Raw genomic sequence first — 16,400 nt, forward strand, 5'->3', positions numbered from 1 at the left:
TAGATCATAGTGGAGTTATTCTATAATACATAAAATAAACATACTAAAACCACGTCTGTCACTCACAACAGACGTGGTTTCATTACGTATTAATGCTTTTTGTAAGGAGCCCCGTCCTTAGAAGGGAGTCCAGAAATGTATCCGACACCACCTGTTTCTTGAATGCCAATGCTTTCTTTCATCGCGTTAGCTAACTCTTCTTTATCAACAGCGGTAATATTTTTGTCGCTGATGTCCTCGCCCGGGTGCTGATAGTTGCTTAGTACGTAGCGAGAGTTTTTAATGTTTTCTACTGCACGAAGTCCCGTTGCTTCTGCTCCCACTGGAACCGAAAGGATGCGTGATAGTTTTTTGGTTTTTACATTATAGGCCCATACAAAGTTGTTTGTGTGCAGTGAGCTGTCTTCTCCGATAAACAGTGTATTTAAGTCATTTGAATACGTAAGGTTATCAGGGTTGGCAATTTTATTTGGATCCGCTGTATTGCCGTATGCATCTGCTTTTTCTAGGTCTTGTCCAATCAATAGCCCTTCCATACTTGCAGGAACGTAGCGGCTGTTAATCTTGCCTTTTGCTTGGTCTTTTTGATGCGAGCCTAAGTTCAGCTGGTAGGTCACACCAGACTCTAATTTTGGAAGCTGGATATCATCTTGTACAGCACCAGGCTCTTTTAGCATGGCACTATTTTGGTAAGAAATAGCCATATACGCTTTTTTGTCTTTTTTATTAACCGTTAGTCCTTCCATCTTGTTGAATTCAGACGTGGCACCTAGAATCGCACCGTATCTGCGTGATTCTAAAAAGGCAGCTGCTTTTTCCATGCCAGGCTTTACTTTTAAATATTCAACTTTTTTACTTGCGGCGGTTTTGACTGCTTTAAATCCTTTTGTAGGCTGGTTGGCTGTTTCAAAAATATCACTGAATTTTGTGCCTTTGTCGATTATTGTTTTCACTTCATTGTCTGTTGCATGGCCAAGCTTAATCCACTGAAGGTCGCCTTTCCCTCCATTTTTTGTGCTCGTTTGTTTAAACTTTGCGGCATAAAGAGTTCCTGCTGAGAAGTCTTTTTCCTTATCTGCTACATACATAAACATCATGGTATTAGACCCATCGTCTCCAAAAAGAGCGGTTTTATTATCTGGAAGTACCTGCATCATTTCATGTGAAAAACGGCCTGTGCTGTAATGTTTTACGACAGACGCATCGCCGCTTTCATCCACTGAAATTTCTGGAATCCAGCCGTAGTAGTAAGGGTTTGCTTTTGACGTGTCACCGAAATAAAGCTTAGCGAAGTTCGTAACGTCTTTATAAGAGCTAGATGCAGGGTCTTCAAAAGCGCGTGCATCAGGCTCGTATTCTTCTGAACCGAGGTGAGTACCCCAATCCGTTGTAGAGCCATTACACGGCGTCCACAAACCATTTACATTAGAAAAATCAATTTTTTTAGCATGGTTGACGGTTAGTTTTCCTGTTTTATCATCTCGGTCAACTTGTGTAAGCGTCATGGAAGCAGGAAGACCGGAAATCTCTTTTCCAGCATTATTAACAGATTCGTATTCATAATGTGAAATAATATAAGACTTACCGTTAATGGTAATAAAGCTGTTTGAATCCGGCGCGTCTGATACATACGGTGATGGCTGATCAGGAACGCTTCGGTCAATAATTGGATCCCCGTTTGCATCGATTGGTGTACCTGCGGCGATTAATTCTCCTTTATTATCGACAATTTTATCTTTTGAAAGAAAGAGTTGGTTATAGTTAAGCGGCGTTTCTTCCACACTTCCATCTTTATACGTTACTTTTACAGAGGCCTCTGTATACGTTTTAATCATATTCTCAATCGTAGTAGGTGCTTTCATTGGCTGAAACTCGACGCTTTTGATTTGTTTTGGATGTTGAACTGGATGATGCTCTGCTGCAAAAGCAGAAGCGGCGCTAGAAGCTAAGAGAGTGAGAGATAGTCCAAGAGATACTCGTTTTTTCATGGTTGATAACCTCCAAATCGTATTCATACATTTATTAAATCATTTGATTGTTGAGGAAATATGAAGAGAAGCAGTGGATTTGTTGAGCTGTTGTTAAGAACGTTGAACATTTAGATGACAAGTTTAACTAGAAGTTATTCAGCTATCTTTCAGAATTTGTTCAGATAGCATTCAGCTGGGCTTCATAGTGAATTCATGTTCCGCTCTTACAATAAACACATAGCTAAAGAGGACAAGAAGCGCTTTGGCTCGTACAGCAAAAGTGAAAGGTATTTTAGCAGGAAAAAACGTTACTCCAATGGCGCTATTTTGATAAATGACCGCTGCTAAAACCTTTAGCTTGTGCTGTAAATACATTGGAAATTACGCGGAGGTATAATCATGATTGGAAAAGTATTAGCAGGAAAAGCAGTAGTAGCAAAAGCCGTGGGAGGTGCCACAATTGGAACAGCTATCGCTCTTGGTTCAATGACAAGTGCATTTGCTTCAGACGGTCAGCACATTACTTCAACAAAAGCGTCGGCTCATACTGAAGCGGCCACATATACACAAGCTCAAGCAAAAACAATTGCTTTAAAGAACTGCGGAGGAACGGTTCAATCGGTTTCTTTTGAAAATAACGCCTATACGTTTTTAATTCACGGAAAAGATAATCAAGACCATCATGTGAAAGTAAATGCACACAGCGGAAAAGTGGTAAAGGTTGAAAAACTATCTTTTTCTCAAAGTGAGGCACAAGCAGTAGCGGTGAAAAACTGTGGAGGAACGGTTAAGTCTGTAGGCTTCAACGATGGAGTGTATACGTTCTTAATTCATGGAAATGATAGCCGTGATCACCACGTACAAGTCAATGCACAAAGTGGAAAAGTGATTCAAATTCAAAGCGCTGCATTTACAAAAGCACAGGTTCAATCAATTGCATTAAAAAATTGCAGTGGAACGATTCAATCGAGTTCATATGCAAATGATGTATACACATTTTTAATTCACGGAAAAGATAACAAAGATCACCATGTGAAAATAAACGCTGAAACAGGAAAAGTAATCAAAGTCGAAGCGGTAAAGTTTACGCAAGAACAAGCTAAACAAGCTGCTCTTCAACAGCACAAAGGAACGGTTCAATCTGTTTCATTCAGTGAACAAGCGTACACGTTTGTCATTAAAGGAACAGACAACGTACAACATACTGTAAAAATCAGTTCTCAAACAGGAAAAGTGTGCTGATTTGATACAAAAGACGATTGCTTCACGGCAATCGTCTTTTTTACGTCAAGGGCAATACGATTTCAAAAGCAGTTCCTGCATTCAATTTGCTCTCTACACGTATTTTCCCCCCGTGCAGCTCTATAATAGATGCGCTAATGGCCAAGCCTAAGCCCGCTCCTCCATATGCCCGAGAGCGTGAAGCATCAGCTTTGTAAAATCGCTCAAATAAATGAGGAAGGTGTTCTTGAGGAATACCATGACCGTTATCTTGTATTATTAACGAAAGTTCTTTCTCATTTATTTTTCCTATCACTTGAATAACTCCTGTAGTTGGATTTGTATGCTGTACGGCGTTGGAAAATAAGTTTAAAACAACTTGTTTAAATTGATCTTTGTTAATGTCTGATGGTAAACGGCTTGGAAAGTCGAATAAAACCTTTCTGTTCCTCGCCAATAGTATGAGTTGAGGTTTCATATCTAAAATCAACTCATCTACAAAACAGTATTCTTTTTGAAACGGTGGAAGTTGATCAAGCTGAGCAAGAAGCAGAAGATCCTGAATAAGTTTGTGCAGTCTTTTGGACTCTCCATACATGCTTTTTAATGCGTCGTTTAATTGTTCTGGATTACTGCTAGCCCCTCTTAATAAAACTTCTAAAAAGCCGTGAATAGATGTAAGCGGCGTTCGCAGTTCATGCGAAGCATCCGCAACAAAACGCCGCATTTGTTCTTTGGCTTCTGTTTCTGCTTTAAATGCTTTTTCAAGACGTTCAAGCATTTCATTAATAGAAAGAGAAAGGCGATCCATTTCGATTTGTCCTTGATTAACAGGCAAGCGGTCATGTAAGCTTCCGGCATTAATATGCTCTACTTTTTTAGTAGTAGTAAACAAAGGGACTAACGTCTGTTTTAAAACAGAAGAAAAAACAAAAAAAGCAATGGTCATTGCGGTAAGTGAAAGCATTAAAAAGATGAGCATTTGTCTGATTAAGAGGTCTCTTAATGATTCTGTGGGAGTATTAATTTGAATAACTCCCTGTATTTCTCCATCAAAGATAATGGGTTTTAAAACAATGACTTGCTCTTGATGACCATCCATTTTTTTTATGAGGCTCGTCGTGTTGTCCGGCTGTTTGCTGTTTTTCATTACTTGTTTGTATGCAGATGCAGAAAGCTTAGGGAAGTAAGAATGATGTGGATCCTTAGCCAGCCGTAAAAAGGTGCTTTTTTGATTGATAAAGGTAATATTAACGCCCGGGAAATAAACCATTGGTCTTGATGATTGTTTTACATTCTGGCTTGTTTCAATATCGTGCTTCCAGACATCATCGGGAATCAAGTGAATTTGGTCTTCGATGCTTCTAATTTTATTTGTGTAAATAAATTGCTTCATAAATACGTATTGAAAAACGCCTATCAGCATCAGTAAACTCAAAATAACGAGTAAACTTCTAGATAAAAGCTGAAGGCGAAGAGAGTTCAAATGAAAGAAACGTTTGTGCTTCATGAAATATCAATCCGGTACCCTACACCGCGAAGCGTTCGAATAACGGTTCGGCTATGGTCCTGTAATTTTTCTCTCAGTGATCGAATGTATACTTCAACAATGTTTTCTTCTCCTCCAAAATCATATCCCCACACTCGATCTAAAATGGTGGATTTACTTAGTACGAGACCGTGATTAATAACTAAGAATTTTAAGAGTGCATATTCAGTAGGGGATAAATCAAGTATGTGATTAAGGTATTTAATTTCTTTGCGGCGGTCATCAATTTTAAATGGACCGATGGATACTTCGTCTAATAAGTTGGGAAATTGATTGCGGATTCTAGCTTGAATGCGCGCAAGAAGTTCTTCAAAACTGAAGGGTTTGACCATATAATCATCTGCTCCAATAGTCAGCCCCTTTACTCGATCGTCCACTTGATCTTTTGCTGTTAGCATGATGACAGCTATATTCCCCATTTTCTTTAACAAGCGGCATACTTCAAATCCATCCATTCCCGGAAGCATAACATCTACAATAGCGATATGAGGCTTGAATTCTTTGGCTATATTAATGCCTTCCATTCCGTCTTGGGCAGCTTTGATATCAAATCCTTCATTCGTTAACCCTAAAGATAAAAACTGTAAAATAGTTGGTTCGTCATCTATAAGCAAGACTTTAATTCCTTTTAGTTGATCCATCATGGTGAAAACTCCTTTGCTCCTCTACTTTCTATTATGCTTTTTTATCTGAAACAGCCCTGAATAATAGCTGAAAGCAAGCTGAAAAATAGTAGCTATTCTTATATCTTCAGCTAACTTTAAGCTTCTATTCGTCTTATTCTCAGAAATCTTTTGCATAATGAACGGCGTACTAGATAGAACGCCATAGACGGAAAGTCTAATGGTGAAGGAGGAGGAAATGTAAGGATGATTAAATGGGCAAAAGTATTGTCTACATCTGCTTTAGGAGCTGCAGTTGCATTTAGCTCTATTACAACGAGTCACGCTGCAGAGATGAAGACAGCGAAAGCAGAGACAACTGAACATGTCAGTATCTCGCAAGCTCAGGCAAATGGTATTGCTCTGCAAGATTGCGACGGGACAGTCACATCTACGGAATTTAAGCAAGAATCAAGTGTGTATGTGATTACAATTGCAACGAATAACCTTGAGCAAAGAATCGTAGAAGTAAGCGCAAGCACTGGAAAAGTAGTGAAGAAGCAAGAAGTGAAGTTATGGACACAAAATCAAGTGAAAGAATCCATTTCTAAGCAGTATACAGGAGCGATTCAATCTATTACATTTAACAAAGAAACGCATGAATATACGTTAACTGTAGTAGATGGCAAAGTAGAATATACGCTAACCGTGGATGGTCTAACGGGGAAAGTCATTCATGAGAATAAAAAAGAGCTGCAGCTAATATCAGAGCAAAAAATAAAAGAAGCAATTGTTAAACAATATAGTGGTTACGTATATAGTCTAGAGTTTAAAGAATCCGCTAGTCAGTATGTCGCAGTGATTCTTAAAGATAGCACTCAATATACGGTAACGTTAGATGCTTTCACAGGAAAAGTAGTTAATACTTCTCAGCAAGCAGTGAAGCTATTAACGAGACAAGATGCAAAAGATCTTGCACTGGCTACATATGCAGGTAAGGTGAAAATGGTAGAATATGATCAAAACGCAGCGATTTTCACAATAAAAATAATCAAAGATAATACGGAATACACCGTTACAATCGATGCGGTTTCGGGTGAAATCACACATGTAAAACATGATAAGCTTCAGCCGTTAACGGAGACCGCTGTAAAAGTTCTTGCTTTAAAACATCAAGAAGGAAAAGTAGAGCATATTGAGCTTATAACAGAAAACTCAATAACTGTATACGTGGTGACTTTAGTGAGCGGAAGCAAGCAGCAGACGCTTAAGTTCGATGCATATACTGGACAAGAGTGCTCATAATTTTTTATCTTAAAACATAAAACATACATTTCATTTTTCATTCATATCAAGCAGAGGGTGCTTCAAGGCATCCTCTGCTTTTCTATTTTGTAACTGGAAACATTACCGGTTATCTATGTTAAGATAAATGTAGATTATTCTCGTAAAATGGATAAAACTAGAATGAACTAAATTAAATAGATAGGGTGTACACATGAGAAAAGAAGTACAAGTTATAGCCAAAGAAGCTTTTATTAAAAAAGTGAATAAAGGTTATCCACTCATTGAAAAAGATGCGCTTGTTGATGGTCATAAACTGCAAGAAGAAGGCGTTATTATTAACTTAGTCACTCCAAAAAATCAATTCTTAGCCAAAGGCTATTATGGAAAACAAAACAAAGGCTACGGATGGATTCTGACGAAGAAGAAAAGTGAACAAATTGACGCGGCGTTTTTTGTACGAAAAATTCAGCGAGCTATTGCCTCTCGTCACGATTTTTATGCGTCTGAAGATACAACTGCTTTTCGTGTATTTAATAGTGAAGGTGACGGAATTGGCGGCTTAATCATTGATTATTATGACGGATATTACGTCACGAGCTGGTATAGTGAAGGAATTTATCAATTTAAAGAATACGTTATTGAAGCTTTAAAATCTGCGCCTAACTTTAAAGGGCTGTACCAGAAAAAACGTTTCAACGTAAAAGGGCAGTATATTGAAGAAGATGATTTTGTAGTAGGGGATAAAGGTGAGTTCCCTTTAATTGTAAGAGAAAATGGTATTCGTTTTGCCGTTTATTTAAATGACGGAGCGATGGTTGGGGTCTTTTTAGATCAGCGAGACGTCCGTAAAACGATTCGAGATAAATATGCAAAAGGAAAGACCGTTCTAAACATGTTTTCGTATACAGGCGCATTTTCAGTGGCGGCCGCTCTTGGAGGAGCTGCGAAAACAACAAGTGTCGACTTGGCCAATCGCAGCTTGGCAAAAACAATTGAGCAATTTAGTGTAAATGGAATTGATCACGAAGCACAGGACATTATTGTGGAAGATGTTTTTAAGTATTTTAAATATGCGGTTAAGAAGAATATGACGTTCGATCTTGTGGTGCTAGATCCGCCGAGCTTTGCTAAATCGAAAAAGCATACGTTCAGCGCGGCAAAAGACTACAAAGATTTATTAAAAGAAGCCATTGCTCTTACAAAGCCAAATGGTGTCATTGTAGCTTCGACGAATGCAAGTAATTTTGATATGAAAAAATTTCATTCGTTTATTGAAAAAGCTTTTAACGAAAAAGGGGAACGTTACAAAATGATGGAGCAGTTCTCTCTTCCAGCTGATTTTAAAACAATAAAAGAATTTAAGTCAGGTGATTATCTCAAAGTCGTGTTTATTCAAAAAGTAAATCGTTAAATGCAAGGCTGCATGATGAACTCATGCAGCTTATTTATTTTGATGAAATAACGCTTACAAGCTATTTTGATGAAATAACGCTTACAAGCTATTTTGAAGGGAATAAAATGAAGGTGAAAGATAAAAATTGTCAATATGTATGATAAAATAATAAAGGAATTATGCTCAACACTTCACAAATTTACAATATCATCCTTATGAAACGTATTTTTACAATTATTTTATTTTAAAGGGGACAAGTATTGGGTACGAAGGGGAAAGAGCATACTACTATTATTATTTAAAAACATGAAAGGAGAAAGATTATGGCTGAAACAACTAAAAAGCCTGCCGGTGAAGTGAAGTTTATTCCTTTATTAATTTGTCTGGCAATCGGACTTGTTTTATGGTTTATTACACCTCCGTCCGGACTTGATGTGAAGGCTTGGCACTTATTCGCTATTTTTGTGGCTACTATCGTAGGTCTTATCATTAAACCATTGCCATTAGGCAGTGTAGCTATTTTATCTTTAACCATTATTGTATTAACTAATACATTAACACTTGAACAATCGCTCAGCGGTTTTCAAAATACGACGATTTGGTTGATCGTTATTGCATTCTTTATTTCTAGAGGTTTTATTAAGACTGGTCTAGGAACAAGGGTTGCCTATATCTTTGTTCGTTTGTTCGGTAAAAAGACGTTGGGACTATCGTATTCTCTTATCGTAAGTGATTTACTTTTATCACCTGCAATGCCGTCTAATACAGCACGAGCTGGAGGAATTATTCTTCCAATCATTCGTTCTTTATCTGAAACATACGGATCGAGAACTGGAGACGGTACGGAGCGCAGAGTCGGTGCTTTCTTAACAAAAGTATCGTTTCAAGGAGATATGATTACATCGGCTATGTTCGTAACGGCAATGGCGGCCAATCCTCTTGCTGTTAAAATGACGGAACAAATTACAGGAAAGACTATTTCATGGGTTGGATGGGCAGCGGCTGCAATCGTACCTGGAATTATTAGTTTAATTGTGATTCCGCTCGTTATTTATAAGCTGTATCCGCCAGAATTAAAAGAAACGCCGGAAGCATCTGAAATTGCAGCAAAAAAACTAAATGAAATGGGCCCGCTAAAGAAAGAAGAATGGTACATGATTGGGGTATTTTTACTTCTTCTTGTGCTGTGGATTTTTGGCGCTAATTTAAATATTAATGCAACAACAACTGCTTTTATTGGTCTATGTGCGCTGCTTTTAACGCAAGTGTTAAGCTGGTCGGACATCAAAAAAGAACAGGGAGCATGGGATACATTAGTCTGGTTTGCTGTTTTGGTTATGATGGCAACTTTCTTAAATGATCTAGGCATGATTCCTTGGTTCAGTGATCTGATGAAAGGCACTGTTAGTCATATGTCTTGGATGACGGCGTTGATTGTACTAGCTATTGCGTATTTTTATTCTCACTACTTTTTTGCGAGTAACACGGCTCACGTCAGCGCTATGTACGCAGCATTTCTATCTGTCATCGTGGCCGCTGGTGCGCCTCCGTTACTGTCAGCATTAATTTTAGCGTTCTTTAGCAATTTATTTGGCTGTTTAACTCACTACGGCAGTGGACCGGCACCGGTGTTCTTCGGTAGTGGATATGTAACGCAGCAAAAATGGTGGTCGCTCGGCTTTTTAATTTCAATTATTCATATTATCATTTGGATTGGAATTGGCGGCTTGTGGTGGAAACTGCTAGGTCTATGGTAAAAAAAACAGTGGCGCAGGCCACTGTTTTTTTATGCTTCAGCCCAAACGGATACAGAGCCGCCATTTACAGGGAAGTGTCCGTAGCCGTCTTCTTCAATCACAACTTGGTCTTCTCGGTTCTTTGTGAAGTCGATCCACGTTTGTCCGCTTCGGTGTTCGCCGACGAACATTCTCTTTTCGCCGTCTTCGCCGTTTGACATCACCACAGCGCATCCAGACTTCTCAAATTCCTCTACACCATGCCTTACCCATCCAATGGTATTCGGGTGATCAAAATAATCGTCTTGCTGTCCGTATGCTTTGTCATAGCGTACGTGCAAGAGAGCAGAAATATCTTTTTCTTTTCCCTCAATTGGATGCTCTCCGCCTATCCCAAAATAGTCTCCGTAAAATACACAAGGATAGCCGTCTTCACGAAGTAAAATTAGAGCGTAAGCACTTTGTTTGAACCAATCTTCTACCCAAGATTCTAAAGATTCATTTGGCTGAGAGTCATGGTTATCTACAAATGTGACAACATTCAACGGATGAGTCTTAACCAATGTATCATCAAAAATTGTGGTTAAATCAAAATCTCTTCCTTGCTGAGAGGCTTCATGCAGTTTGTAATGCAGCGATACGTCAAACAAATCAATTTGATAATCAATAACGTCTAAAAATTCCTGACAGGCTGTTAATTCTGGATTCCAAAACTCTCCCACAAAATAAAATGGCTTTTCTTGAGAAGAGGACAATTCGTGAGCAAACTCTTTAATAAAATCATGGTTAATATGTTTAATGGCGTCTAATCGGTAACCGTCGCACTGCAGGGTGTCTGCTAACCATTTTCCCCATTTGATCATTTCTTCTCGAACTTCAGGGTGGTCGTAATCAATATTCGCAAACATTAAATAATCGTAGTTGCCAAACTCTTGATCAACATTTTCGTTCCAGCTTTTGTTTTCCCCGGCAATACGAAACACACCTTCTTTTCCGTTTTTATCATCGTAATCAGTGCCATTAAAATGATTAAAGTTCCATTTGAAAGAAGAATATTGATCGCCGCGCCCTTCAAATGTAAACTTTGTCCACCCTTCAATTTCAAAGGGTTCAGAAATCTCTTCTGTTCGGTTCATGGGGTCTACTTCAATGACGTGGAAGGTTTCTTTTTCATCCGCTGCAGCTTTATGATTCATCACAATATCAACATAGACATTAATTCCGTGATTATGACAGGCATCAATTGCTTCATGCAGCTCTTGCTTGGTTCCATACTTTGTACGAACGGTTCCTTTTTGATCAAACTCGCCAAGATCATATAAGTCGTAAACGCCGTAGCCATTATCCTCTGATGAAACACCTTTTGTAACCGGGGGAATCCACACGGAATCAATTCCTTGTTCTTTTAGTTGAGGAGCGAGCTCTTTGAGGCGTTTCCAATGCTCGCCATCAGCTGGCACATGCCATTCGAAAAATTGCATAATTGTATGATTCCGTTCCAAGTTAAATCATCCTCCTTTTAAATAAAAAGATATAATCGCTCACGGATAGTTCTTTAGAATCAAATGAGGAATTGATTATATTTTTTCTTTTAACGTTCCTGTTATCCCTATTCCTTAAACCTTTTTCAATATATGATGCTTAAGAAAATCTTAAGATTCCCCCTTCTTTTTTCTTAAGAAATGCAGTTTACAATAAAACCCATAGACGAAATGACCCATGATATACTTTTGAAAGGAGTGTGAGAAATCAATGAACGAATATGTGGTTTTAGTCGTAGATGATGAGCAAGAAATCCGCAATGGTATTGCTATTTATTTAAAAAATGAAGGTATTAAAGTCTTTACGGCCAAAGATGGAATCGAAGCCATAGAGATACTAAATAAAGAAAAAGTTCACTTGATTATTCTGGATATTATGATGCCAAGGCAAGACGGCATTTCAACAACGTTTAAAATTCGAGAACAAAAAAATATCCCGATTATTATGCTGAGTGCTAAAAGCGAAGATGCCGATAAAGTGCTTGGTCTGCAGGTAGGAGCAGACGATTATGTGACAAAACCTTTTAATCCATTAGAGCTGATAGCAAGAGTTAAATCACAGTTAAGAAGATATGTGACATTAGGTACCTATGAAGAAACAAAGACGATTAATATCCGAGGTCTTGTACTTGATATTGAGGCTAAGTCCGTCACTCTTGATGGGGAATTCATTAAGCTCACTCCCATTGAGTATAAAATTGTAGAATTATTAATGAAAAATGCAGGAAGAGTTTTTTCCATACATGATATTTATGAGCGCGTATGGAATGAACCCGGCTACAACGCAGAAAATACGGTAGCAGTGCACATTAGAAAAATAAGAGAAAAAATTGAGATTGAACCAAAAAATCCGAGATATGTAAAGGTTGTGTGGGGACTTGGATATAAAATGGAAAAATAGCGTTATTTCAGCTATAGGTATTATCTTGTTTTTATTTGGTTTAGGAGCAACCATTTCTTCTATTGGCAGCATGCATAACCTAGTAAAAGCAAACTACTTACAAAAAAGTACCTATGTAAAATCAGAAGACTTCCAAAAAGAAATAGATCGTTTTACAAATGATCTTTACCTCTTAGAATTGACATCCAAGAATAAAAATACCGTTAACGCAAATACGATAACAGAAGAAGAAATTGAGTCGTATCGATATGCAGAAGGAAACTTAACGGAACAAATACAAAACGTACACGATAAATATGAAGAAAAAATAGAAGACGCTAAGCAAGCAAAGAGTAAAAAAGTTGAAGATGCCTATGTAAAGCAGCGGGATCTAGAAGTTAAAAACATTCAAAAAAAGTTTCAAGATGATCAATTTGTTCGAGAAAAAATAGCAAAAAATAAAGAATTCGAAATAACGAGAATTTATGATGAAGCTTTTGATCGGCAAAAACCATTATCTCAATATAAAAAAGACATCATGTATTATTTGAAAGATAGAAACACACAAAAAATATATACGAACATCCAAAATGCAAGCAAGGAAAACGTTAATCAATTAGTAAAACAAAAAAATATGTTGTATAAACATACCTATTCAGCTCAATCACCCCTTGTGTTTCAACTAGATGAATATAAAAATTCATTGTTAAGCAGTGAGACAGACTCAGAGATTCCAACCCAGTATTTAAAGCAGAAGTTTACGGGTATGATTGCTGTTCCTGAAAAAGAAGCTTTCAGTAGTTCTTTATTTGATGAATATAACTATCTTCATCACCAAAATGTAGTATTTCTCGTGTATGCATTGTCAGGAATAATAGCTCTGTTAATAGTTTACTTTATTTATAAAAAAACAATAACCGGACGTTTAAAAGAAATAACAAGACAAACCGCCGTACAGAGGATTGATAAAAAAGTACCTTTAGATATGTGTATAATTGTTTTTCTTTTGTACTCATTTTTTACATTAAGTCTAGTTCTGAACGGCTATCCAACTTCTTTATTAGAATCATATAAGCATGTTGCTACATTTTTCTTTTATATGATAGCTATATCCATAGCTATTTGCCTGTGGGTACTTCAAGTATTTTTACTGTTTCAGCGTATGCGCACACTAGATGATATAAAAGAAGAATATAACAGAACGTGTGTTTATCAAGTCATTTATTTTCTTCAATCTATTTTTATTATCAGACATATTGGCATGTATATAATGGTTGTAGTACTGCTTTTAGTTTTTGCGGTATTTGCTGTTGCAGCTTTATTGACCAGTGGATCTATGTTTGTAGAACAAGTGTCTATACTATACTTAGCTGTCGGCAGTGTTATAGGAGTGGTTACTTTGATACTGCTTATGCTACGAATTAATTATTTAAATAAAATTATTATTTCCATTAATCAAATCGCCACAGCTGAGTGGAAAGAGCCGTTACCTATCAAAGGAAAATCAGCTTTAACTCAAGCAGCGATAGATATAAATCATATTCAGCAGCAAATTCAAACATCTCAGCATGTTCAAGTTAAAAGTGAACGCTTGAAAACAGAGTTAATTACCAACGTCAGTCACGATTTAAGAACACCCTTGACTTCTATTATGACATATACAGCGTTGCTAAAGTCCCAAGATCTTACTTGGGACGAACAACATGCTTACGTTGAAATTATTGACCGTAAATCAAAACGTTTACAGACACTTATTGATGATTTGTTTGAAGTATCAAAAATGGCAAGTGGAAATGTAGAATTGCATAAAGACACAATTGATATTAATCAGCTTCTTCATCAGGCTTTAGCTGAATATGATGAAGCAATTAAAGATTCAACTCTGCAATTTCGTATTCAATCTATCCAAAAGCCGATATTTGCTACTGTAGATGGTCAAAAATTCTGGAGAGTATTTGACAATTTGATAGAGAACATATTGAAATATTCACTTGAACAAACGCGTGTCTATATTTCTGTTCAAGAAATAAACGAACAAGTGAAACTAACGTTTAAAAATGTAAGTAAATATGAGTTAAATGAGCAGGCAGACGAGCTGTTTGAACGATTTAAAAGAGGGGACGCCTCAAGACAAACCGATGGCTCTGGACTTGGTTTAGCTATTGCTAAGTCAATTATTGATTTGCACGGAGGAGAATTGAATATTGAAATTGACGGAGATTTATTTAAAGTAACGATTACTCTTTAATGTGAGTGAATATAAACAGCATATCTAGTAAAAAAGAGAAGCAACCTCATTATGCTGGTTGCTTCTCTTTTTTTAGCGTTCGTAATTTTATTCCGCAACCGCAAAGTGTACTGTGCTTTAGTACTTTTATTTCTCTATGACACTGATTACATCTTATTTCTTGTCCAACCATTTCTTCATCCCTTCCTCTTTTTACAAGAATTTAAATAAGTATCCATAAAATATGGATACTTATTTAGTGATAAAATGTTAAACTAATTGAGAAAAAACGAAAATCTAAAATGAGAAAAATACCTTTATTTTCTCATTGGGAAAACTGATATCTTTATTTTACTTGCTGCGGAACAGACAATCCTAAACCGTCTGCAACGCGTGTTCCATACTCTGGATCCGCTTTGTAGAAGTGCTGAATTTGACGCAGTTTAATCTCTTCTTTTTCTACAGGCTTCATAGCTTCAACGATGTTTGCAACTAGTCGTGTACGCTCGTCTTTGCTTAGGAGGCGGTATAAGTCACCTGCTTGCGTGTAATGGTCGTTATGATCATATGCAACACTATCGGCAACGCCTGAAACAGGGTATGCCGCTTGTTTATTTTCATGAGATTCTGTCGGACCGCCAAAGCTGTTTGGCTCATAGTAAACAGAACGGCCGCCGTTATCGTCAAAGCGCATTTGACCATCACGCTGATAGTTATTTACTTCATTGCGCGGACGGTTAATAGGTAGCGCTTGATGGTTAGCACCCACGCGGTAGCGATGTGCATCGCTGTATGCGAATAGTCGACCTTGCAGCATTTTATCAGGTGATACGTCAATTCCCGGTACAAGCGTTCCAGGTGAGAATGTAGCTTGCTCCACTTCGGCAAAATAATTTTCTGGATTTCGGTCCAAGACCATGCGACCTACTTCAATTAACGGATAGTCTTTTTGTGACCAAACCTTTGTTACGTCAAACGGATCAAAGCGGTACGTATCAGCGTCTTCTAATGGCATAATTTGAACGTACAGCTTCCATGAAGGGAAATCGCCTTTTTCAATGGCATTAAATAGATCTTCAGTATGATAATCTGGATTTTCACCAGCTAGCTTTGCGGCTACGTCTGGAGACAGATTTTTCACGCTTTGCTCTGTTTTAAAGTGATATTTTACCCAAACGCCATCTCCTTCGGCATTAACCCATTTAAATGTATGGCTGCCAAATCCATGCATATGGCGTAACGTTGCCGGGATACCGCGATCAGACATTAAAATAGAAACTTGATGCAAAGATTCAGGAGATAAAGACCAGAAATCCCACACGGCCGTCGGGTTTTTCAAATGCGTGCGTGGATCGCGTTTTTGTGTATGAATAAAATCGGGAAATTTAATCGCATCTCGGATGAAAAATACAGGTGTATTATTTCCGACTAAGTCGTAGTTGCCTTCTTCTGTATAAAATTTAACAGCAAATCCGCGAGGGTCGCGAACGGTATCTGCTGAGCCGTTTTCACCAGCTACTGTTGAAAAGCGAACAAATAGAGGTGTTCGTTTTCCTACTTCAGAAAGGAAAGCTGCTTTTGTATAGGCTGAAACATTGTTTGTCACTTCAAAATAACCGTGGGCACCGGCGCCTTTTGCGTGTACGACGCGTTCAGGAACACGCTCTCGGTTAAAATGGGCTAATTTCTCTAAAAGGTGAACATCTTGAATTAAAGTAGGTCCGCGTGAACCAGCGGTCATCGAATTTTGATTATCTCCAACCGGAGATCCCCAACTAGTCGTTAAGTTATTCTTGTTTGTTGTCATCTTAGAACCACCTCTTATTTGAATTTTATTATGTTAGAAATAATAATAACATTTTTAAATAAAAAATCAATACTAAATTATAATTATTATAATTTAAAGTGTTAATTTTGAGATGTAATCAGTGGGGGTTATAAGCATGTGAAGTGTACGAACTATTTTAAAAATTTTCTGTATAGTATATTTAGTT

The 16,400-nt window shown here is 37.5% G+C and carries 11 protein-coding genes; 6 read left to right on the forward strand and 5 right to left on the reverse strand.

Annotated elements, in window-relative coordinates:
- Window positions 1-89 precede the first annotated feature (89 nt).
- Window positions 90-1,988, reverse strand: a complete 1,899-nt coding sequence (locus ACRPLQ_RS19790; protein WP_099000264.1) for a PhoX family protein — start codon at window positions 1,986-1,988, stop codon at window positions 90-92.
- 381 nt (window positions 1,989-2,369) lie between these two features.
- On the opposite strand from ACRPLQ_RS19790, the gene ACRPLQ_RS19795 reads away from it, so the two are divergent.
- Complete coding sequence (locus tag ACRPLQ_RS19795) at window positions 2,370-3,212, forward strand: PepSY domain-containing protein (RefSeq protein WP_099000263.1); 843 nt, start codon at window positions 2,370-2,372, stop codon at window positions 3,210-3,212.
- Between the two features lie 40 nt (window positions 3,213-3,252).
- On the opposite strand, the gene ACRPLQ_RS19800 is transcribed toward ACRPLQ_RS19795, so the two are convergent.
- Window positions 3,253-4,701 (reverse strand): sensor histidine kinase, encoded by a 1,449-nt coding sequence (locus ACRPLQ_RS19800; RefSeq protein WP_165635076.1) that lies wholly within the window; start codon window positions 4,699-4,701, stop codon window positions 3,253-3,255.
- The gene (locus ACRPLQ_RS19805) at window positions 4,698-5,381 is read right to left on the reverse strand and encodes a response regulator transcription factor (RefSeq protein WP_028409748.1); all 684 of its coding nucleotides are present in this window, start codon (window positions 5,379-5,381) and stop codon (window positions 4,698-4,700) included. The genes ACRPLQ_RS19800 and ACRPLQ_RS19805 overlap by 4 nt, the downstream gene beginning before the upstream one ends.
- A gap of 228 nt (window positions 5,382-5,609) precedes the next feature.
- On the opposite strand from ACRPLQ_RS19805, the gene ACRPLQ_RS19810 reads away from it, so the two are divergent.
- The 3 genes from ACRPLQ_RS19810 (at window position 5,610) to ACRPLQ_RS19820 (ending at window position 9,779) form a co-directional block, all read left to right on the forward strand.
- A complete protein-coding gene (locus ACRPLQ_RS19810) occupies window positions 5,610-6,647 on the forward strand; it encodes a PepSY domain-containing protein (protein WP_432236250.1) in 1,038 nt (345 codons plus the stop codon).
- Between the two features lie 193 nt (window positions 6,648-6,840).
- Window positions 6,841-8,040 carry a class I SAM-dependent rRNA methyltransferase gene (locus ACRPLQ_RS19815; protein WP_049166318.1) on the forward strand — a complete coding sequence of 400 codons (1,200 nt, stop codon included), beginning with the start codon at window positions 6,841-6,843 and terminating at the stop codon, window positions 8,038-8,040.
- A gap of 305 nt (window positions 8,041-8,345) precedes the next feature.
- Complete coding sequence (locus ACRPLQ_RS19820; protein WP_028411930.1) at window positions 8,346-9,779, forward strand: anion permease; 1,434 nt, start codon at window positions 8,346-8,348, stop codon at window positions 9,777-9,779.
- Between the two features lie 29 nt (window positions 9,780-9,808).
- Here ACRPLQ_RS19820 and ACRPLQ_RS19825 read toward each other — a convergent pair whose 3' ends face one another.
- Entirely contained in the window at window positions 9,809-11,260 is a 1,452-nt protein-coding gene (locus ACRPLQ_RS19825; protein ID WP_028411931.1) for an alpha-amylase, read from the reverse strand.
- Between the two features lie 250 nt (window positions 11,261-11,510).
- Between ACRPLQ_RS19825 and ACRPLQ_RS19830 the strand changes: the two genes are divergently transcribed.
- Window positions 11,511-12,200: a response regulator transcription factor gene (locus ACRPLQ_RS19830; protein ID WP_028411932.1), complete on the forward strand. Its 690-nt coding sequence runs from the start codon at window positions 11,511-11,513 to the stop codon at window positions 12,198-12,200.
- Window positions 12,178-14,427: a sensor histidine kinase gene (locus ACRPLQ_RS19835; protein ID WP_432236251.1), complete on the forward strand. Its 2,250-nt coding sequence runs from the start codon at window positions 12,178-12,180 to the stop codon at window positions 14,425-14,427. Before ACRPLQ_RS19830 ends, ACRPLQ_RS19835 begins: the two co-directional genes overlap by 23 nt.
- Before the next feature lie 325 nt (window positions 14,428-14,752).
- Here the strand turns inward: ACRPLQ_RS19835 and katA are convergent, their stop codons facing one another.
- Complete coding sequence (gene katA / locus ACRPLQ_RS19840; RefSeq protein ID WP_328172961.1) at window positions 14,753-16,213, reverse strand: catalase KatA; 1,461 nt, start codon at window positions 16,211-16,213, stop codon at window positions 14,753-14,755.
- Window positions 16,214-16,400: the final 187 nt, after the last annotated feature.

The organism is Priestia sp. TRN 1309 (assembly GCF_050846875.1).
GTDB lineage: Bacteria > Bacillota > Bacilli > Bacillales > Bacillaceae_H > Priestia > Priestia zanthoxyli.